A 20,377-nucleotide genomic window follows, 5' to 3' on the forward strand; every position below is an offset into this window, starting at 1 on the left:
CCTCGGGGGTGGGCGTGAATCACCTGGCCCACACCCTGCTCGCGGGCGACGACGAGGCGCTGCAACTGGGTGGTCTCATGGGCGATTTCGTGCACGGCACGCCTGACCCAGCGCTGCCCGCGCGGGTCATTGCAGGTATTCGCCTGCATCGGGCCATCGACGTGTATACCGACCAGCACCCCGAGGTAGCCGCGGCCCGCGCGCTGCTGCCCGCACCGTATCGGCGCTATGGCGGCATCCTGCTCGACATGTGGTTCGATCACCTGCTGGCGCGCGAATTTCCGCGCTGGAGCACTCGCGGGCTGGAGCTGTATTCGCGCGGCGTGCGCGAGTTGCTGGATCGCCACGCCGCCTTGTTGCCCCCGGATTTACTGCGCTTTCGCCGTTACATGGAGGCGCATGCCCTGCCGGCCGGCTACGCCCGCCCGGAAGAACTGGCGGCTGCGCTGGATGGCATTTCCCGGCGCCTGCGGCGCAGCAACCCGGTCGGTGAGGCCATGCCGGTGCTGGCTGGTTTGGAGCGGCCACTGCAGGCCCATTTCGAGGTGTTCTTCCCGCAATTGCAGGGCTTTGCCCGCCACTGGATCGACACCCAGAGCGCGCCGCATCTGGCCGTGTGAGCAAAAAAGCCGCCTCAAGGGCGGCTCTTTTGGGGTGAGGGTAAGGCTTACTTCGCCTGGTCCACGATCCAGTGCACGGCGTTCTTGACCTGCTCTTCGGTCAGGGCCGGGTTGCCGCCCTTGGCCGGCATCATGTTGCCATCCGGGCCCTTGTAGCCATCGACGGCATGCTTGACCAAGGTGTCCAGACCTTGGGCGATGCGTGGACCCCAGTTGGACTTGTCGCCCAGCTTGGGCGCGCCAGCCACGCCCGCCGTGTGGCAGCTGTGGCAGAGGTTGTCGTAGATGGTCTTGCCATCGGTGCTGCCGCCGTAGGCGACCTGCGAGGCAGCGGCCTTGGCGGCAGCCTCTTGCGCGGCCTGCATGGCGGCGCGACCGGTGTCGCCGGCATACACCGCGCCGGCCGGCGCGATGCGCTGGGCCACCTGCTGGGTAGCCTGCGGATTGGTTTCCTTGGGCTCGTTGTCGTAAATCCACCATGCGCCGCCGATCAGCAGCAGCGTCAACACGCTCAGACCCGCGATCAGCAGCGAGAAGCTGCGCATGAAACTCTGGTCGGACTTGGTCAGGGAACCGCTCACGCAATCACTCCATAATCTAATGGATGGTCTTTCGACCGGGGTTGGGCTTTGGTTCAGACAACAATTCGCCGAGTATAGACGAAGCCAGCAGGAGTTTTCAGGGCGCTTTGTCGCTGCCCCGGGAACTCACGGAGAACGCTGATTTCAAACTTATTTCGTCATTTTGACGGGATAACCTCACAAAACCCTGCCATCGGTCATGGGGCACCCATGTCAACTGGCATTGTCCAATTTCGTTGAACTGCCCCTATCCTTTCACTCGACGTACAAGTCAGGCGCGTGAGCGCGCCGGTGGGGTCGGGTGGCCCGCCGTCTTTTTCTGGGAGTTTTTCATGTCGCGTTTTTGGAAGATCGCGCTGACCGTTGTGGTCGTGATCGTGGTGGGAGCCGTGGGCTTCCGTCTGCTGCATAAGCCGGGCGCCGAGGATGGGGCGCAGGGGCAGAGTCGCGGTCAACATGGTGGGGCGGGCAAGTCAGGCGATCAGAACGGCCAGGACACGCCACCGGTGCCGGTCACCGTGGAATCCGTGGTCAAGCAGGATGTGCCGGTCTACCTGACCGCGCTGGGCACCGTACAGGCGCTCAACACCGTCACCGTGAACCCGCAGGTGAGCGGCCAGATGCTCAGCATCAACTTCAAGGAAGGCCAGGAAGTGAAGAAGGGCGACCTGCTCGCGCAGATCGATCCGCGCACCTTCCAGGCCGCCTACGACCAGGCCGTGGCCAAGCAGCAGCAGGACGAGGCCCAGCTCGCCACCGCCCAGAGCACGCTCAAGCGCAATGAGGCGCTGGTGGCCAAGGGCTATGTGGCCCAGCTCGACATGGATACCTATCGCAACACCGTGGCCAACCTGTCCGCCAGCGTGGCCGCCGACAAGGCCGCGGTGCGCTCGGCCAAGGTCAACCTCGACTTCACCCGCATCGTCTCGCCGATCGACGGCGTGGCGGGCATCCGCAACGTGGACCCGGGCAACGTGGTCACCACCACCACCGCCGTGGTCACGCTGACCCAGATTCACCCGATCTACGTGACCTTCAACCTGCCCGAGCAGAACCTGGAAATGGTACGCAAGGCAGCCAGCGGCGGCGACCCGTTGGAAGTGCTGGCGCTCGATCGCGCCGACGCACACACCATCGCCGACGATGGTCAGCTCAACGTGATCGACAACCAGATCGACACCACCACCGGCACCTTCAAGCTGCGCTCGGTGTTCCAGAACCCCAAGGGCGACCTGTGGCCGGGCCAGTTCGTCAACGTGCGCCTGAAAGTGCGCACCGTGGCCGGCGGCCTGGTGATTCCGGCGCAGGCGGTGCAGCGTGGCCCCGATGGCGACTACGTGTACCTCGTGCAGCAAGACCAGACGGTGAAGATGCAGCCGGTGAAGGTCGCCGGTGAAGTGGGCGACAGCCATGTGATGATCGGTTCGGGCCTGGCGCTCAACGAACAAGTGGTCACCGAAGGCCAGTTCCGTCTCAAGCCGGGCAGCAAGGTCAAGGCGCTCAAGCCGGGTGAAGTGCCGGCAGCGCCCACCGCGGCCGAGATGGACAAGGCCAAGAAGCAGGCCAAGCAGGGCGGCGGCGGTCGCCGCGGCTAAGCACGGACGCAGGACAAGGGGCGCGCGACCCAACGGTCGCCGCGCCCCAGAGCACAGCGGCGCACGCATGAAGCATCGCCGCGGCTACGGGCCCTCCTTTGCCGGATCGCCTGGGCGAGCTGACAGCCACTTATAGACGGCATACCTATGGGCTTCTCCACACTCTTTATTCGCCGGCCAATCGCCACCTCGCTGTTGATGGTGGCGGTGCTGTTGCTCGGCATCCTCGGTTACCGCCAACTGCCGGTGTCGGCGCTGCCGGAAATCGACGCGCCCAGCCTGGTCGTGACCACGCAATACCCGGGTGCCAGCGCCTCCACCATGGCCTCGCTGGTGACCACGCCGCTGGAGCGCAACTTCGGCCAGATCTCCGGCCTGAGCATGATGACCTCCGACTCGTCGGCGGGCTTGTCCACCATCGTGCTGCAGTTCGCGATGGATCGTGACATCGACATCGCCGCGCAGGACGTGCAAGCGGCCATCAACCAGGCGCGCGGCACGCTGCCCAGCACGCTGCCGTACCCGCCCGTGTACAACCGCGTGAACCCGGCTGATGCGCCCATCATCACGCTCAAGCTCACCTCCGACAGCTTGCCGCTGCGCGATGTGAACAACTACGCCGACTCCATCCTGGCGCAGAAGCTCTCGCAGGTGCAGGGCGTGGGCCTGGTGTCCATCGCCGGCAACGTGCGCCCCGCCGTGCGCGTACAGGTGAACCCGTCGCAGCTGGCCAACCTCGGCCTCACCATGGAAGACGTGCGCAGCGCGCTCACCGAGGCCAACGTCAACGCGCCCAAGGGCACGCTCAACGGCGCCACCCAGTCCTACAGCATCGGCACCAACGACCAGTTGGCCGACGCGGCCGATTACAAGAACACCATCATCGCCTACAAGAACAACGCGCCCGTGCGCCTGTCCGACGTAGCGACCGTGGTCGATGGCGTAGAAAACGACCAGCTTGCCGCCTGGGCCAATGGCAAGCCTGCCGTATTGCTCGATATTCGTCGCCAGCCCGGCGCCAACATCGTGCAGACGGTGGAGCAGATTCGGAACATCCTGCCGCAGCTGCGTGCCGTGTTGCCGGCCGACGTGCACCTGGATGTATTCGCCGATCGCACCATCACCATTCGCGCCTCCGTGGAGGACGTGCAGTTCACCCTGATCCTCACCATCTGCCTGGTGGTGGCGGTGATCTTCGTGTTCCTGCGCCGCCTCTGGGCCACGGTGATTCCGTCGGTGGCGGTGCCGCTGTCGCTGATGGGTACCTTCGGCGTCATGGCCTTCACCGGCATGTCGCTGGACAACCTCTCGCTGATGGCGCTGACCGTCGCCACCGGCTTCGTGGTGGACGATGCGATCGTGATGATCGAAAACATCGTGCGCTACATCGAGCAGGGCAAAGACGGCAAAGAAGCGGCCGAGATCGGCGCCAAGGAGATCGGCTTTACCGTGCTGTCGCTGACGGTATCGCTGATCGCCGTGTTCCTGCCGCTGCTTTTGATGCCCGGCGTCACCGGCCGCCTGTTCCATGAGTTCGCCTGGGTGCTCACCATTGCGGTGGCGATCTCCATGCTGGTGTCGCTGACGCTGACGCCGATGATGTGCGCCTACCTGCTCAAGCCCGACGCGCTGCCCGAGGGCGACGATGCTCACGAGCGCCACGCCGCTGCCGGCAAGAAAACCTGGTGGAGCCGCCTGGTCAACGTGTACGAAGGTTCGCTGGACTGGGTGCTCGCCCATCAGCGCTTCACCATGTTGGTTGCTGGTGCCACCGTGGTGGTCACGGTGTTCCTGTACATCGTGATCCCCAAGGGCCTGCTGCCCGAGCAAGACACCGGCCTGATCACCGGTGTGGTGCAGGCCGACCAAAACGTCGCCTTCCCGCAGATGGAGCAGCGCACCAAGGCCGTGGCCGAGGCTCTGCGCCGCGACAAGGCCGTAACGGGTGTGGCCGCCTTCATCGGCGCCGGCTCCATCAACCCCACGCTCAACCAAGGCCAGCTCAGCATCGTGCTGAAGGATCGCGGCGACCGCGACGGCCTGGACGAAGTAGTGGCGCGCTTGCAGAGAGAAGCCGCCGACATTCCGGGCGTGGCGCTGTACCTCAAGCCCGTGCAGGACGTAACGCTGGACAGCCGCGTGTCGGCCACCGAGTACCAGTACTCCATGTCGGATGTGAACTCGGCCGAGCTCTCCACCTATGCCAACCAGATGACCCAGGCGTTGCGCGAGCGTGCCGAGTTGGCCGACGTGGACAACAACCTCGCCGATCAGGGCTCCTCGCTCAAGCTCACCATCGACCGCGAAAAAGCCAGCCGCTTGGGCGTGCCGGTGCAGACCATCGACGACACGCTGTATGACGCGTTCGGTCAGCGCCAGATCTCCACCATCTTCACCCAGCTCAACCAGTACCGCGTAGTGCTGGAGGTGGCGCCCCAGTTCCGCAGCAGCACCGCCTTGCTCAACCAGCTCACCGTGAAGAGCAACGGCAGCGGCGCGCTCACCGGCAGCAACGCCACCGCGTTCGGCCAGGTGGCGTCAAGCAACTCCTCCACCAGCACGGGCCTGGGCGTGGCCAACACCGGCGTTGTCATTGGCGCGGGCGGCACCATTCCGCTCGCCTCGCTGGCCACCGCCGAGGTCACCACGGCGCCGCTGGTGGTGAGTCACCAGCAGCAGCTGCCGGCCGTGACCATCTCGTTCAACCTCGCACCGGGATACTCGCTTTCCGAAGCGGTCAAGGCCATCCACGAGGTAGAGCAGAAGTTGAACTTCCCGCCGCAGGTGCGTGGCCAGTTCATCGGCAAGGCGGCGGAGTTCTCCACCTCGCTCACCAACGAAGTGCTGTTGCTCATCGCATCCATCGTGGTGATCTACATCGTGCTGGGCGTGCTGTACGAGAGCTACATCCACCCGCTGACCATCATCTCCACCCTGCCGCCGGCCGGCGTGGGTGCGCTGCTCGCGCTGATCATGTGCGGCATGAGCCTGTCGGTGGACGGCATCGTGGGTATCGTGTTGCTCATCGGTATCGTGAAGAAAAACGCGATCATGATGATCGACTTCGCCATCGAGGCGCAGCGCGAAGGCATGAAGCCGCACGAAGCCATTCGCCGCGCCTGCCTGCTGCGCTTCCGTCCGATCATGATGACCACCGCCGCCGCCATGCTCGGTGCACTGCCGCTGGCCTTGGGCAACGGCATCGGCGCGGAGCTGCGTCGTCCGCTGGGCGTGTCCATCGTCGGCGGTCTGCTGCTGTCGCAGTTGGTCACCCTGTACACCACCCCGGTGATCTACCTGTACATGGAGCGGTTCTCCGACTGGCTGCGCGAGCGTCGCGAACGTCGCGCGCTGGCCCATGCCCAGACCAGGGGCGCCATGTAATGTCGCACGGACGCCCGGCGCATGCCGGGCTCCGGCTCCACCACGAAGGGGCGCGGCCGTCACGGCGCGCCCCTTTCGGTGTTGTCGATGGTCGTGCATTCGGCCGTCCATCCATTCGAGAGGTAACGGCATGAGCAATGCTCGAAATCCCCAGGTATGCGTGCTCGGCAGCGCCGAGCCTGGCTCCGCCGCCTACGAGCTGGCCGGTCAGGCCGGTCGTTGGCTCGCGCAGGCCGGCATCACCGTGGTGAGCGGCTGCGGCAGCCCGGCGACGCGACATGCCGCGCAATGCGCCGTGGATGCTGGCGGCACCGTGGTCAGCATCATCCCCGCTGACACCATGCCGGCCGCGGATTGGCCCGCCACCGTGGTCATTCCCTGTGGCATGGGCGATGCGCGCAACCTCATGATGGCGCTGGCCGGCGATGCCTGCCTGGTGATCGGCGGTCGCGCGGGCACCATCTCCGAGGTGTGCCTGGCCTGGCTGCATCATCGCCCGCTGCTGCCGCTCACCGGTTGCGGTGGATGGTCCGACAGCCTGCTACAGAACCCGCCTGACGAACGCGGCAACTCGCCGATCCTGCCGTGGGGCAGCGTCGCGGAGCTTGAGGCGCATGTCACGTCGCTTGGCCTGGTGCGTCTATAGACATCCATGCTGGCGCACAGCGGGTCAGCTCACGCCTTTGCTTTCAAAGGCTTGATCACTCGGCGGCTGCGCCGTCGCGGGGACGATATGACTGCATTCAGCTCGTGAGCCGCGCCCTGGCGGCATCAACCAATCGCGCCGTCATGCGTTCATTAGTCAATGTGCGGTATATACGTTCCCTCGTGCGTGTGCCCGAATGTGGCGCTCGGTTCTTCTGAATACCTCCGCGTTTCGCGCGTTGCTGCTGGCTTCCTGACGGTATGAACATCTCCGGCCCCTTCATTCGCCGCCCCATCGGTACCTCCCTGCTGGCGATAGGCGTGTTCGCGGTCGGCTTGATCTGCTACCTGCTGCTGGGCGTGGCCGCGCTGCCCAACATGCAGTTTCCGGTGATCTTCGTGCAGGCCAGCCAGGCCGGCGCCAGCGCCAGCACCATGGCCTCCACCGTGGCCGCGCCGTTGGAGCGCCACCTGGGCCAGGTGCCCGGCATCGACACCATGCGCTCGTCCAGCTCGTTGGGCAGCACCCAGGTGTTCCTCATGTTCGAAACCGGCCGCAACCTCGATTCGGCCGCACGCGACGTGCAGGCGGCCATCAACGCCGCGCAGTCCGATCTGCCCAGCGGCCTCAATGCACCGCCGAGCTACCAAAAGGCCAACCCCAACGACGACCCCATCATCGCGTTCGCACTCACCTCCGACACGCAATCGGCGCGCGATCTTTACGATGTGGCCGACACCCTGCTCGCGCAGCGTCTGCGCCAGCTCGACGGTGTGTCGGAGGTCGATATCCTCGGCGCCGCCACGCCCGCCATCCGTGTAGACGTAAACCTGCGCCAGCTCAACGCGCTGGGTCTGTCGCCCGACCAGCTGCGCAACGCGCTCACCGCCGCCAACGTGACTTCGCCGCAAGGTTTCCTCAGCGACGGCAAAACCACCATGGCGGTCACGGCCAATGATTCGCTGCACAACGCGCAAGACTTTGCCAGCCTGGTCATCGCCTCCAACAAGGGCGTGCCGGTGCGCCTGTCCGATGTGGCCAAGGTCTACGACGGCACGCAGGACGCATACCAGGCGGCCTGGTTCCAGGGTAAGCCTGCCATCCTCATGTACGTGTATCGGCAGTCCAACGCCAACATCATCGGCACGGTGGATCGCGTCAAGGCGGCCGTGCCCTTGCTGCGCAACTACCTGCAGCCGGGCACCACGCTCACGCCGTATTTCGACGGCACGCCCACCATCCGCGCCTCGCTGCACGAGGTGCAGGCCACGCTGCTCATCAGCCTTGCCATGGTGATGATGACCATGGCGATCTTCCTGCGTCGCCTGGCGCCCACGCTTATCGCCACCGCTGCCGTGCCGTTGTCGCTGGCCGGTGCCGCTACTGTCATGTACATCCTGGGCTTTACGCTCAACAACCTCACCTTGTTGGCGCTGGTGATCGCCATTGGCTTCGTGGTGGACGATGCGATTGTGGTGATCGAAAACATCGTGCGCCACATCGATCAAGGCATGACGCGCATGGAGGCGGCGCTGGCTGGCGCGCGAGAGATCGGCTTCACCATTGTCTCCATCACCGCCTCGCTGGTGGCCGTATTCATCCCGCTGCTATTCATGAGCGGCATTACGGGCCTGTTCTTCAAAGAGTTCACCATCACACTGGTGGCGGCGATCATCGTGTCCGCCATCGTGTCGCTCACGCTCACCACCTCGCTGTGCGGCCAGTTCCTCAGCAGCCACGAAGAGGACAAACCCACCACCCGCGTGGGCATTGCACTGGAGAAATTCCAGGCCGGCATGCTGGCTGTGTACTCGCGTGCGCTTAAATTCTCCATCAAGCATGCACTCGCCTTTGCGCTTACGCCGCTGGCGCTCATCGTCATCACCGTGCTGCTGTTCGGCCAGGTCAAGGCCAGCTTGTTCCCGCAGCAGGACACCGGCCTCATCCGCGGCCGAGCCACCTCCGGCGCCACCGTGTCGTTTCAAGACGCCGTGGCGCGCCAGCAGCGCCTTATCGACATGCTGCTTAAGGATCACGACGTCGCCCGTGTCGGCTCGCGCTTGGGCAGTAGCCGCCAAGGCGCCTCCGGCACGTTCGACATTGAACTGAAAACCCACGCCGAAGGCCGCAAGGACGACACCTTCACCGTGCTCGCGCGCTTGAGCGCCAAGGCATCGCGCTACCCCGACCTCAACGTGCGCCTGCGCCCCATCCAGGATCTGCCCAGCTTCGGCGGCGGTGGCGGCACCAGCCAGGGCGCGCAATACCAGGTATCCCTGCAAGGCGACGACCCGCTCGAACTGCAAGAGTGGCTACCCAAACTGGTCGCCGAGCTGAAGAAAAACCCTAAGCTCAAGGACGTCGGCAGTGACATTGACGATGCCGGCCTGCAACAGAACATCGTGATCGATCGCGACAAGGCCGCGCGCCTTGGCGTAGGCATCGGCACCATCGATGGCGCGCTGTACAACGCGTTTGGTCAGCGCCAGATCAGCACGATCTACTCCGACCTCAACCAGTACAAAGTGGTGGTGAACGCGCTGCCCAACCAAACCGCCACGCCCGCCGCCATCGATGCAATCTACGTGGCCAGCAACAGCGGCAAGATGGTGCCGCTTACCGCCTTCGCGCGTCAGCAACCGGGCTTGGCGCCCACCCAGATCACGCACGAAAACCAGTACACCATCATGAGCATGAGCTTCAACCTCGCACCCGGCGTGAGCATGGGCGAGGCCTTGCAGATCATCCAGCAGACCGGCGCGCAAATGCGCCTGCCCGGCAATATCCGCATCAACATCGGTGGCGACTTTCGCCGCTTCCAGCAGTCGCAGAGCGGCATGCTGTGGTTACTGCTTGGCGCGGTCGTTACGGTCTATATCGTGCTGGGCATGCTGTACGAAAGCCTGATCCACCCCGTCACCATTCTCTCCACCTTGCCCGCGGCAGGCGTGGGCGCGCTGGCCGCGCTATGGCTCACCAACACCGATCTATCGGTGATCGCGCAGATCGCGCTGGTGCTGCTCATCGGCATCGTCAAGAAAAACGCCATCATGATGATCGACTTTGCGCTGGTGGCGCGCCGCGAGCGCGGCCTTTCTCCGCAAGATGCCGCCTACGAGGCCAGCATGGTGCGCTTCCGCCCCATCATGATGACCACCATGGTCGCCATTCTCGCCGCTGTGCCCATCGCGGTGGGCCTGGGCGAAGGCTCCGACCTGCGTCGCCCGCTGGGTATCGCACTCATCGGCGGCCTGCTCATCTCGCAGAGCCTGACCCTGCTCAGCACACCTGCGCTGTATGTGATCTTCTCCTGCCTGTCTGATCGCTGGCAGGCGTGGCGCGCGCGTCACCGCAAGGGGCGAGCCCTGCCGGCCGCCGAAGGCGCTTAAGCGCGTCGTTCCCGACGCGTCGCTGCCGGCATGACCGGCCCGACGGACGCGGGAAATGCCCTTTGGGCCCATACCGTTACGCATGGTTGGTCGTTGCGCTTCCTAGCCCTCCGCGAAATCGCGACAATAAGGGGGTTTGGTTCGCGCCTTTCGGCCCCATGTGAATTCGCTTGGGCGCCACGGGCGCTCCGCGCGCACGCAGCCCGCCTTGGGCGCGCCGCCACTTTAGGTCATGCCAGCGAGGTCATAAGAAACCATGTCGAATACGCCCAAGATCATCTACACGCTCACGGACGAAGCGCCGTACCTCGCCACGCAGTCGCTGCTGCCCATCGTCAAGGCGTTTACCGGCACCGCCGGCATCGCGGTGGAGACGCGCGATATTTCGCTGGCCGGTCGCATCGTGGCGCAGTTTCCGGACATCCTGCCGGACAACCAGAAGATTGCCGATGACCTGACCGAGCTGGGCCAGCTGGCTACCACGCCGGACGCCAACATCATCAAACTGCCCAACATCAGCGCCTCGATGCCGCAGCTCAAGGCCGCCATCAAGGAACTGCAGGGCCAGGGCTATGCGCTGCCCGATTACCCGGAAGAGCCCAAGGACGTGGCCGACTGGAACGTCAAGGCGCGCTACGACAAGGTCAAGGGCAGCGCGGTGAACCCGGTGCTGCGCGAAGGCAACTCCGACCGCCGCGCGCCGCTTTCGGTGAAGAACTACGCGCGCAAGCATCCGCACAAGATGGGCGCTTGGAGCAAGGATTCGAAGACGCACGTGGCCCACATGGAGGGCGGCGACTTCTACGGTAGCGAAAAGTCCACCACCGTCGCCAAGGCCACCACGGTCAAGATCGAGTGGTTCGGCAAGGACGGCAGCCACGCCGTGCTCAAGGAAAAGACCGCGCTGAAGGACGGCGAGGTCATCGACGCCGCCGTGATGAGCAAGAAGGCGCTGGCCACCTTCATCGACGCGCAGATCGCGGAAGCCAAGCAGCAGGGCGTGCTGTTCTCGCTGCACCTTAAGGCCACGATGATGAAGGTCTCCGACCCCATCATGTTCGGCTTCGTGGTCAACGAGTTCTACAAGGACGTGCTCGCCAAGCACGCCGACACGCTCAAGAGCGTGGGCTTCAACGCCAACAACGGCATCGGTGACCTGTACGCCCGCCTCGGCGCGCTGCCGCAGGCCAAGCAGGACGAGATTCTCGCCGACATCGCCGCCGAATACGCGCAGCGCCCGGCTGTGGCGATGGTCAATTCCGACAAGGGCATCACCAACCTGCACGTGCCCAGCGACGTGATCATCGACGCGTCGATGCCGGCGATGATCCGCGACTCCGGCAAGATGTGGAACGCCGAAGGCAAGCTGCAGGACACCAAGGCGGTGATCCCCGACCGCTGCTACGCCGGCGTGTACCAGGTGGTGATCGAGGACTGCAAGGCGAATGGCGCGTTTGATCCGTCCACCATGGGCAGCGTGCCCAACGTGGGCCTGATGGCGCAGGCCGCCGAGGAATACGGCTCGCACGACAAGACCTTCCAGATCACCGGCGACGGTGTGGTCAAGGTCACCGACGAGGCTGGCCACGTGCTGCTCGAACAGTCGGTGGAAGCGGGCGACATCTGGCGCATGTGCCAGACCAAGGACGCTCCGATCCAGGATTGGGTGAAGCTCGCCGTGACGCGTGCGCGCCTGTCCAGCACGCCGGCGGTGTTCTGGCTCGACAGTGCGCGTGCGCACGATCGCGAGCTGATCACCAAGGTCGAGCGTTACCTCAAGGATCACGACACCAGCGGCCTGGACATCCGCATCCTGTCGCCGGAGGAAGCCACGCGCTTCTCCCTGGAGCGCATCCGCAAGGGCCAGGACACCATCTCGGTGACCGGCAACGTGCTGCGCGATTACCTCACCGACCTGTTCCCGATCATGGAGCTGGGCACCAGCGCCAAGATGCTCTCCATCGTGCCGCTGATGGCCGGTGGCGGCCTGTTCGAAACCGGCGCGGGTGGCTCAGCGCCCAAGCACGTGCAGCAGTTCCTGGAAGAGGACTACCTGCGTTGGGATTCGCTGGGCGAGTTCCTCGCACTGGCCGCCTCGCTGGAGCACCTGGGCAACCGCTACGGCAACAAGGAAGCGGCGGTGCTGGCCAAGACGCTGGACGAAGCCAACGGCAAGATCCTCGACAACAACAAGTCGCCGGCCCGCAAGGTGGGTGAACTGGACAACCGCGGTAGTCACTTCTACCTCGCCATGTACTGGGCGCAGGCGCTGGCCGCGCAGAATGACGACGCCGCGCTCAAGGCCAAGTTCGCGCCGCTCGCCAAGCTGCTCACCGAGAACGAGGCGAAGATCGTGGGCGAATTGAACGGCGCCCAGGGCAAGATGGTGGAGATCCAGGGCTACTACCACCCGAACCTGGGGTTGGTGAGCCGCGCCATGCGTCCCAGCCAGACTTTCAACGACGCGCTCGCCACGCTGGGCTGATTGCTTGGTTGAGGTAGGTAGAAAAAGGCCGCGCAAGCGGCCTTTTTCTTTGCGTGGATTGGCCTGTGATGTGGGTTCGCTTTGAAGGTTGGACGCGTTCCTTCACCGGTGGAGTTAGGACCTTTCGCGGTCAGTCCTTCGCTAGCAAGGTAGCTGGATGAGTGGCCCGACGATGGTTGATCGCTTTTGAGTGATCAGGTTCGGCTACTGGAAGGCGCTGGATGACTAGCTCTTCGGCTGTTGGAAGGCGCTGCATTCCCGCTTTCGCGGGAATGACAGGCAAAGGCATCGTCCCCTGAGATGTCGCTCTGTATTTGATGAGCACGGCGGACGGTTGATCCTGGACATGCCTCGCCCCTCCGGTCGTCATTCCCGCGAAAGCGGGAATCCAGTGCCTTTCGTGTTCTAGCGGCATAGCGGCCCCATCATGCCGTAGCCCTCATGTCCGCAACGCGCCACGACAACCAGCCGCCCCCAAAGCACCGACCTGCAAGATATCTGCGCTACCCTGCGCGCCATGTCCACGCCTTCCCAGAACGTCGTTGCGCCAGCGCACCCGGGCCGGGCCGGCGAAGTGTTGCTGGCCTTTCTCGGGTTGGGGCTGCGCTCGTTTGGTGGGCCCATTGCGCATCTGGGATATTTCCGCCACGAGTTCGTGGAACGCCGCCAATGGCTGGATGACGCGCGTTTCTCCCAGTTGCTGGCGCTCTGCCAGTTCCTGCCGGGCCCGGCTAGCAGTCAGCTGGGTTTTGCCATTGGCTTGTTGCGCGCCGGTTGGAAAGGCGCCATCGCGGCCTTTATCGGTTTTACCCTGCCATCGGCGCTGTTGATGCTCGGCTTTGCCGCGTGGGCTCCTTACTTGCAGGGCGCGTGGGGCCAGGCCTTGTTGCATGGCTTGAAGCTGGTGGCGGTGGTGGTGATCGCCCAGGGGGTGTGGGGCATGTGGCGCTCACTCGCGCCAGACGCGCCGCGTCGCCTGGTGGCCGTGGTCGCTTGCGCGATCTTGCTGTGGTGGTCGCAGGCTTGGATGCAGCTGGCCGTCATCGCCGTGGCGGCGGCATGCGGGCCGTGGCTGTGCCGTGGCGTGGGTGTGCATCACGATGCCGTGCCGATCATGGGCTATGGCACGCGCACCGCGTCGCGCTGGCTTTGGCTCTATGCACTGCTGCTGGTGCTTGCCTTGGGCATCGGTACGCACGGTGCGTGGTATGTGCAGGTGGGTGCGGCGTTCTATCGCGCGGGCGCGTTAGTGTTCGGCGGGGGGCACGTGGTGTTGCCCTGGTTGCGCCAGGCCCTGGTCGAGCCAGGCTGGGTAAGCGAAGGCAGCTTCCTCGCCGGCTACGGCGCGGCGCAGGCCATGCCGGGCCCAATGTTTTCGCTCGCGGCGTACCTGGGCAGCCAGGTGATGGACGGGCAGGGTGGCATCGCTGGTGCACTGCTCGCCTTGCTGATGATCTTTCTTCCCGGCTTTCTCCTGCTCGCCGGCGTGCTGCCGTTCTGGCAGCGACTTTCCTCGCGCGCGGAGGCCGTGCGTGCAGTGGCGGCGATCAACGCGGCCGTGGTGGGCTTGTTGGCGGCGGCACTGTATCGCCCGGTGTGGACCGGCACGGTGGCCAACCTGGCCGATGTGGTGATCGCGGTGTGTGGTTTCCTGATGCTTACCGTCGCGCGGAGGCCGGCCTGGGTCGCCGTGCTGTGGTGCGTGCTGGCCAGCCTGGCGCAGCACGCATGGGCACATTGAGTCGGCGCACTCACTGCTGGTGGCAACCCATGCAGGAGAATCGGCTGGACAGCATGATCGGCGTCGCCGCCTTCTGGCCGGGCGCTAGCGATGCATTGAACGCGACCACATTGGCCTGCGCATCGCGCATGCGCTGCTCCAGCACCTCCCGATAAGGCCAGCTCGCATAGCCGGATGAGTGCTGCGCCAGCGCGTAGATCTTGCGCGCGGTCTGCCAGTCGCCCGACTTGGTGAGCATGTCGCCCATGTTGAGGAAAAAACCCTCCTCGTTGTGTGGTGCCGCGGTGGAGTTGCGGCAGGCGCGCGCGTCGTGCGTGTCGGCGCGATAGGTGGCCATGGCTTGGGTGAACGCATCGAGGTTCGCGCCATGGCGATCCAGCGCGGTGTGCGCGCACACTTCCATGTTCTGCCACTGCTGTTCCAGCGCCTGCTTGAAGCCCTCGCTGTCCGCCGGCTGATGGCTTGCCACGTAGCCCGCGGTAAACAGGTTGAATGCGGGCCACGCCTTTACCGCCTGCTGCATGTGCGCGGCGGCTTGTTCACGCAGCGCGGTGTCGCGGTCGAGCTGCGCTTCGGCGAGCATGGCACTGGCGAGGAAGCCGCGAAAGCGTGCGTCCTCCGGAGCCAGGTCCACCGCGCGCTGGAAATACTTGCGCGCCAGCACCAGGTCATCGGTGATGCTGGCCGGTGCGCGTTCCAGGCGCTGGCGCTCGGACACGCGCCACATGTGCAGCCAGCCGACGTGGGCGGCCGTGGTGGCGTCGTTGGGGTTGCGCAGGTAGGCGGCAGTGGCGGCCTCCAGGGCGGGCTGGATGGCGGCGTAGTCGCCGCCATGAAAGGTTTTCCAGAACAGCTCGTCCGCCTGCAGCGCGGCGGGCTGGCGCATGGCGTCGGCGGCTTGCGATTGGGCCAGGGCCAAGCTGGCGAGCAGGCCGCTGGCGAGGGCGGCGGAGACGACCATGATCCTGAGGTGTCGCATAACTGGGCTTCCTTGGCGGGTTGACGACGCTAGCTTGGCAACCGCCGATAAGCGCCGGCAGAGCGGCTTATCAACTTTTCGCGCTGACAGCTGTCATGACCCTGTGCGTCTCGCCCCCTGGGCAAGCCTAAGGCGCGCATGAACAGTCGCCGTGGTGGCCCGGGTGGAGTTCCGGGCACTGACGGATAATCGGGCGTCGATCGCCCTTTTCGAGATGGAGTTCTCCATGCGTCCCACGTTGTTTGCTGCTTTGATCGCACTGGCTTTCGCCGCACCCACGTGGGCGCAGACCGCCACGCCCGCGCCGCCATCCACGGCCGCCGTCACCAACCTGGAAGCTGTGACGGTCAGTGGCGTGCAGCCTGGCCCGGGTCTGTGGAAAGTGAGCAAGGGCGATCACGTGATGTGGGTGCTGGGTACGCTCTCGCCCCTGCCCGAGCACATCGAATGGAAAACCGACGAGGTGGATCAAGCCATCGCCGGTTCACAGGAGGTGCTCGGCCCGCCGTCCGCGTCGCTCAAGGCCAAGACGAGCTTCTTCGGCAAGATGTTCCTGCTGCCCTCATTGATTGGCGCGCGCAAGAACCCCGATGGGCAGACTCTGCAGCAGATGGTGCCCGCGCCCGACTACGCACGCTGGCTGGTGCTTAAGAAGGAATACCTGGGCAGCGATAGCAGCATCGAGAAATGGCGCCCGATCTTCGCGTCGGTGGAGCTGTACGACAAGGCCATCAAACGCCACGGCATGACCGCATCGGGCGGCGTCAAGGACACCGTGCGTGATCTGGCCAAGAAGCACAACGTGCCCTTTAACACGGTGCGTTACACCATGATGGTGGAGGAGCCGCGCAGTGCGCTGAAGACCTTCAAGACCTCGCCCATGGATGATCGCGAGTGTTTTGGTCGCACGCTGGATACGGTGGAGCGCGATATGGGGCGCATCACCGAGCGTGCCAACGCATGGGCCACTGGCGATATCGATGCGTTACGCAAGCTGCCCATGAATGACGTGCGAGACGCCTGCATCTCCGCCATCACCGAGGCGGGCTTTGCCAAGCAACTGGGCTTTAGCGATGTGCAGCAGAAAGCCGAGGCGATGTGGATCGACGAGGCCGAAAAGGCGCTCAACACGCACGCGCAGACCTTCGCCATGTTGCCGATGGAGCAGGTACTGTCACCCAAGGGCCTGATCGCTCGCCTCAAGGGCAAGGGCTACCAGGTAGAGGCGCCGGATGGCAGCGACGCCGAAGGCGTGGCCTCGCCCTGAGGCAGACGTGGCGCGACGCTTCATTGACTGAAGCGTCGCGCGCGTAACGATTTGGTCGATCAGGCGCTGGCCTGATCCAACAGGGCAATCTCCTCGCCGCTCAGCTGCAGGCTAACGCCACCCAGTAGTTCCTGCAGCTGCGGCACGCTGGTGGCGCTGGCAATCGGCGCGGTGATGCTGGGGCGTGCGATCAGCCAAGCCAACGCCACTTGCGCCTGGGTGGCGCCATGTGCGGCGGCCACCTTGTCCAGTGCGGCCAGCACGCCAAGGCCCTGTGGCGTGAGGTACTTCTTCACCGCGTTGCTGCGTGCCGCACTTTTGCCGAGATCGGCGTCGCTGCGGTATTTGCCGCTGAGGAAACCGCTGGCGAGCGCGTAGTAATTGATCACGCCGACGTTCTCGGCCACCACCAGCGGTTCCAGCGCCTGCTCGTAACCCTTGCGGCTCACCAGGTTGTACTCCGGCTGCAGCGTTTCGTAGCGCGGCAGGTGCAGCCTGGCCGATAGGGCGAGCGCTTCGCCGAAGCGATCCGCGCCGTAGTTGGAGGCGCCGATCACGCGCACCTTGCCCTGCTTGATCAGGGCGCCAAATGCTTCCAGCGTTTCGTGCAGCGGCACCGAGGCATCGTCCTCATGTGCCTGGTATAGGTCGATGTAGTCGGTCTGCAGGCGCTTGAGCGAACCGTCGATGGCCTGATTGATGTTCACCGGCGAGAGGCCCGGGTGCTCGGCCCACTTGGCCACCTTGGTAGCGATCACCACTTTGTCGCGCTTGCCGCTGCGCTTGAGCCATTTGCCGATGATGGTTTCCGATTCGCCGCCACGGTTGCCAGGCACCCAGGCGGAATAGACATCCGCGGTATCGATCAGGTTGAAGCCGGCATCGACAAAGGCGTCCAGCAGCTCGAACGAGCGTTGCTCGTCGGCGCTCCAGCCGAAGACATTGCCACCGAACGCCAGCGGGGCGACATAGAGCGGGGAACGGCCAAGGGGACGCATATTCATGGGTGGGCTCCGTGTACGACAGTGGGGACGGCGTTTCATGCATACTCGAAACCCCGAGGCTCGCGAGTATACGCGCGCGTCGTGTGATGCCGAGGCGAGCGCATCGGCACGCCCACATCCCCTGGAGGTCGAATGAAGCGCAAGGCAGGAGCCGTACTGCGGTACGCGATCATGTTGGGACTGAGTGGCTGCATGGCCACCGCTATCGCCGAAACGCCCGCGAGCAAGCCCTGGAGCAACGTCACGCTGTCGCCGGACGCGCGCGCGAAGCTGCTGCTGGCGCAGATGACGCAGGACGAGAAATTCCAGCTCATCCGCAGCTACTACGCCGGCCCGGATCGCCCAGCCGACAAGCCGTTCCCCAAGGGCGCCATCGCATCGGCCGGCTACGTGCCGCCGATCGAGCGCCTGGGCATCCCCGCGTTGGAGGAAAGCGACGCGGGCCTAGGCGTAGCCAGCTCCACCCGTATGCGCCCGGGTGACCACGCCACGCCGCTGCCGGCCGGCCCGGTCACCGCCGCCACCTGGGACCCGCAGGTGGCCTATCGCGGTGGCGCCATGATCGGCGGCGAAGCGCATCGCAAGGGTTTCAACGTGCTGCTCGCCGGTGGCGTCAACCTCATGCGCGAACCGCGCAACGGTCGCAACTTTGAATACGCCGGCGAAGACCCGCTGCTGGCGGGCACCATCGTGGGCGAGGCGATTCGCGGCGTGGAAAGCGCGCACGTGATCTCCACCATCAAGCACTTTGCGCTCAACGACCAGGAAACCGGTCGCGACACCATCGACGTGCGCATCGGCGAACAAGCCATGCGCGAGTCGGACTTGCTCGCCTTTGAGCTGGCCATCGAGCGCGGCAAGCCCGGCTCGGTGATGTGCTCGTACAACAAGGTCAACGGCGACTGGGCCTGCGAGAACGACTATCTGATGAACCAGTTGCTCAAGCGCGACTGGAAGTATCCCGGCTTCGTGATGTCCGATTGGGGCGGCGTGCATAGCGCGGCCAAGGCGGTGAACGCGGGGCTGGATCAAGAATCGGCCGGCGAAGTTTTCGACAAGCAGTTGTACTTCGATGCGCCGTTGCGCGACGCGCTCGCCAAAGGCGAAGTGAAGCAGGCGCGCATCGACGACATGGTGCAGCGCATTCTGCGTAGCATGTTCGCTGCGGGCCTGTTCGAGCATCCCGCCACTAAGGGGCCGATCGACGAGGTGGCCAACCTCGCCGTGGCGCGCGAAACGCTAGAAGCCGGCGCGGTGCTGCTGCGCAACCAGAACCACCTGCTGCCGCTCGATGCCGGCAAGCTCAGCTCGCTCGCCGTGATCGGCGCGCACGCCGACAAGGGCGTGCTTGCCGGTGGCGGTTCCTCGCTGGTGACTGCCAAGGGCGACAACGCCGTGCCCGGCATTGCGCCCACGGCCTGGCCGGGCCCGGTGATGTATCACCCGTATGCACCGCTCACGGCCCTGCGCGCGATGGCGCCCAAGGCCAGCGTGCAATACGCCGAAGGCAACGACATTGCCGCGGCCGCCGCGCTCGCCGCCAAGTCGGAAGTGGCCGTAGTGTTCGTGCAGAAGTGGCAGGCCGAATCCATCGATGCCAAGGATCTCGCGCTGCCCGACAACCAGGATGCGCTGGTGGCCGCCGTCGCCAAGGCCAATCCGCGCACCATCGTGGTGCTGGAAAACAGCGGCCCGGTCACCTTGCCGTGGCTGGATCAGGTCGGTGCGGTGCTGGAGGTGTGGTATCCCGGTGGCGACGCGGGCAATGGCATCGCTAACCTGGTTTCGGGCAAGGTGAATCCCTCCGGTCGCCTGCCCCTGAGCTGGCCGCGCGACGTCTCGCAGCTGCCACGTCCGGAGCTGCCCGGTGCGGGCACCGATCACCCGCCCGCCTCGGTGGATTACGCCATCGAAGGCGCCGACGTGGGCTATCGCTGGTACCAGTCGCGCGGCATCCAGCCGCTGTTCCCGTTTGGCTATGGCCTTTCCTACACCACCTTCAAGCACGGTGCGCTCAAGGCATCGGCCAAGGGCACGCAGTGGCAGGCCACGGTGGAAGTGAGCAACACCGGCACTCGCGCTGGTGCCGAAGTAGCGCAGGTGTATGTGCAGGTGCCGGGCGCCAAGGCTCGCCGCCTCGCCGGTTACAGCAAGGTGTTCCTGCGCCCTGGTGAGAAACGCACGCTCACCATCCCGCTGGAGCGTCGCCTGTTTGCCGACTTCGACACGGCCAAGCACGCCTGGGTGGTACGCGGCGGTGACTATCAGGTATCGGAGGGCTCGTCATCCGCCGACCTCGGCGAGCCGGTCAGCGTGAAGCTGGCGCCCAGCCAGCTCTAACGCACACGGCGCCACCAAGGCGGTGGCGCCGTTGCTCTCGCCGCGGCCCTCAGGCGCAACCGCCCTGGGGGAGCGCGGCGCACCCGATGGGTTTGCTGGTCGCGAGCGCCGGCTTCTCCGTGCGCTCGCGCTTGCCGCCGGCCCGCGGCTCGGGTTCGGGAACGTCGGCCAGGCGGCGTGCCAGGTCGACATCGGCGATGTGGCCGTGCATGAACAACAGGTTGGTCCAGAGCGAACTCATGACATCCTCCCGTCGAACGGTCATGGGTGGTAGGACGCTCAAGATAGGCGGGTTGTAACGCGCCAAAAAGCGATATATTCGCAAGTCAGACTTGAGGCATTTTCA

The 20,377-nt window shown here is 65.0% G+C and carries 13 protein-coding genes; 9 read left to right on the plus strand and 4 right to left on the minus strand.

The genetic code is table 11. The features are described from left to right. The first annotated feature begins 14 nt into the window (after nt 1-14). Entirely contained in the window at nt 15-620 is a 606-nt protein-coding gene (locus AC3G2C_RS03745) for an acyl carrier protein phosphodiesterase (RefSeq protein ID WP_488383278.1), read from the plus strand. Nucleotides 621-667: 47 nt separating this feature from the next. Here the strand turns inward: AC3G2C_RS03745 and AC3G2C_RS03750 are convergent, their stop codons facing one another. Then, complete coding sequence (locus AC3G2C_RS03750; protein WP_488383757.1) at nt 668-1,189, minus strand: c-type cytochrome; 522 nt, start codon at nt 1,187-1,189, stop codon at nt 668-670. Between the two features lie 344 nt (nt 1,190-1,533). On the opposite strand from AC3G2C_RS03750, the gene AC3G2C_RS03755 reads away from it, so the two are divergent. The 6 genes from AC3G2C_RS03755 (at nt 1,534) to chrA (ending at nt 14,441) form a co-directional block, all read left to right on the plus strand. Continuing rightward, on the plus strand, nt 1,534-2,796 hold the full coding sequence (locus AC3G2C_RS03755) for an efflux RND transporter periplasmic adaptor subunit (protein WP_488383279.1): 1,263 nt from the start codon (nt 1,534-1,536) through the stop codon (nt 2,794-2,796). A 147-nt stretch (nt 2,797-2,943) separates the two neighbouring features. Next, a complete protein-coding gene (locus AC3G2C_RS03760; RefSeq protein WP_488383280.1) occupies nt 2,944-6,180 on the plus strand; it encodes an efflux RND transporter permease subunit in 3,237 nt (1,078 codons plus the stop codon). 130 nt (nt 6,181-6,310) lie between these two features. Further along, complete coding sequence (locus AC3G2C_RS03765; RefSeq protein WP_488383281.1) at nt 6,311-6,826, plus strand: SLOG cluster 4 domain-containing protein; 516 nt, start codon at nt 6,311-6,313, stop codon at nt 6,824-6,826. 260 nt (nt 6,827-7,086) lie between these two features. Beyond that, nucleotides 7,087-10,215 (plus strand): efflux RND transporter permease subunit, encoded by a 3,129-nt coding sequence (locus AC3G2C_RS03770; RefSeq protein WP_488383282.1) that lies wholly within the window; start codon nt 7,087-7,089, stop codon nt 10,213-10,215. Between the two features lie 256 nt (nt 10,216-10,471). Then, a complete protein-coding gene (locus AC3G2C_RS03775) occupies nt 10,472-12,700 on the plus strand; it encodes an NADP-dependent isocitrate dehydrogenase (protein ID WP_488383283.1) in 2,229 nt (742 codons plus the stop codon). Nucleotides 12,701-13,217: 517 nt separating this feature from the next. Next, complete coding sequence (chrA, locus tag AC3G2C_RS03780) at nt 13,218-14,441, plus strand: chromate efflux transporter (RefSeq protein ID WP_488383284.1); 1,224 nt, start codon at nt 13,218-13,220, stop codon at nt 14,439-14,441. A gap of 10 nt (nt 14,442-14,451) precedes the next feature. Here the strand turns inward: chrA and AC3G2C_RS03785 are convergent, their stop codons facing one another. Further along, on the minus strand, nt 14,452-15,420 hold the full coding sequence (locus tag AC3G2C_RS03785; RefSeq protein ID WP_488383285.1) for a tetratricopeptide repeat protein: 969 nt from the start codon (nt 15,418-15,420) through the stop codon (nt 14,452-14,454). A gap of 226 nt (nt 15,421-15,646) precedes the next feature. Here AC3G2C_RS03785 and AC3G2C_RS03790 point away from each other — a divergent pair, with 226 nt between their 5' ends. Continuing rightward, nucleotides 15,647-16,687 (plus strand): TraB/GumN family protein, encoded by a 1,041-nt coding sequence (locus AC3G2C_RS03790; protein ID WP_488383286.1) that lies wholly within the window; start codon nt 15,647-15,649, stop codon nt 16,685-16,687. Between the two features lie 59 nt (nt 16,688-16,746). On the opposite strand, the gene AC3G2C_RS03795 is transcribed toward AC3G2C_RS03790, so the two are convergent. Next, on the minus strand, nt 16,747-17,691 hold the full coding sequence (locus tag AC3G2C_RS03795) for an aldo/keto reductase (RefSeq protein WP_488383287.1): 945 nt from the start codon (nt 17,689-17,691) through the stop codon (nt 16,747-16,749). Between the two features lie 132 nt (nt 17,692-17,823). Here AC3G2C_RS03795 and AC3G2C_RS03800 point away from each other — a divergent pair, with 132 nt between their 5' ends. Then, nucleotides 17,824-20,031 (plus strand): beta-glucosidase family protein, encoded by a 2,208-nt coding sequence (locus tag AC3G2C_RS03800; protein ID WP_488383288.1) that lies wholly within the window; start codon nt 17,824-17,826, stop codon nt 20,029-20,031. Between the two features lie 49 nt (nt 20,032-20,080). On the opposite strand, the gene AC3G2C_RS03805 is transcribed toward AC3G2C_RS03800, so the two are convergent. Further along, nucleotides 20,081-20,272, minus strand: a complete 192-nt coding sequence (locus tag AC3G2C_RS03805) for a hypothetical protein (protein WP_488383289.1) — start codon at nt 20,270-20,272, stop codon at nt 20,081-20,083. Nucleotides 20,273-20,377: the final 105 nt, after the last annotated feature.

The organism is Frateuria sp. sgz306004 (genome assembly GCF_057750885.1).

What these genes read in the sequence shown, in the direction of transcription:
- AC3G2C_RS03765 (WP_488383281.1), top strand. Translation starts at nt 6,311, where the DNA reads ATGAGCAATGCTCGAAATCCCCAGGTATGCGTGCTCGGCAGCGCCGAG.
- chrA (WP_488383284.1), top strand. Translation starts at nt 13,218, where the DNA reads ATGTCCACGCCTTCCCAGAACGTCGTTGCGCCAGCGCACCCGGGCCGG.
- AC3G2C_RS03800 (WP_488383288.1), top strand. Translation starts at nt 17,824, where the DNA reads ATGAAGCGCAAGGCAGGAGCCGTACTGCGGTACGCGATCATGTTGGGA.
- AC3G2C_RS03805 (WP_488383289.1), bottom strand. Translation starts at nt 20,272, where the DNA reads ATGAGTTCGCTCTGGACCAACCTGTTGTTCATGCACGGCCACATCGCC.
- AC3G2C_RS03770 (WP_488383282.1), top strand. Translation starts at nt 7,087, where the DNA reads ATGAACATCTCCGGCCCCTTCATTCGCCGCCCCATCGGTACCTCCCTG.
- AC3G2C_RS03790 (WP_488383286.1), top strand. Translation starts at nt 15,647, where the DNA reads ATGCGTCCCACGTTGTTTGCTGCTTTGATCGCACTGGCTTTCGCCGCA.
- AC3G2C_RS03775 (WP_488383283.1), top strand. Translation starts at nt 10,472, where the DNA reads ATGTCGAATACGCCCAAGATCATCTACACGCTCACGGACGAAGCGCCG.
- AC3G2C_RS03760 (WP_488383280.1), top strand. Translation starts at nt 2,944, where the DNA reads ATGGGCTTCTCCACACTCTTTATTCGCCGGCCAATCGCCACCTCGCTG.
- AC3G2C_RS03755 (WP_488383279.1), top strand. Translation starts at nt 1,534, where the DNA reads ATGTCGCGTTTTTGGAAGATCGCGCTGACCGTTGTGGTCGTGATCGTG.
- AC3G2C_RS03795 (WP_488383287.1), bottom strand. Translation starts at nt 17,691, where the DNA reads ATGAATATGCGTCCCCTTGGCCGTTCCCCGCTCTATGTCGCCCCGCTG.
- AC3G2C_RS03785 (WP_488383285.1), bottom strand. Translation starts at nt 15,420, where the DNA reads ATGCGACACCTCAGGATCATGGTCGTCTCCGCCGCCCTCGCCAGCGGC.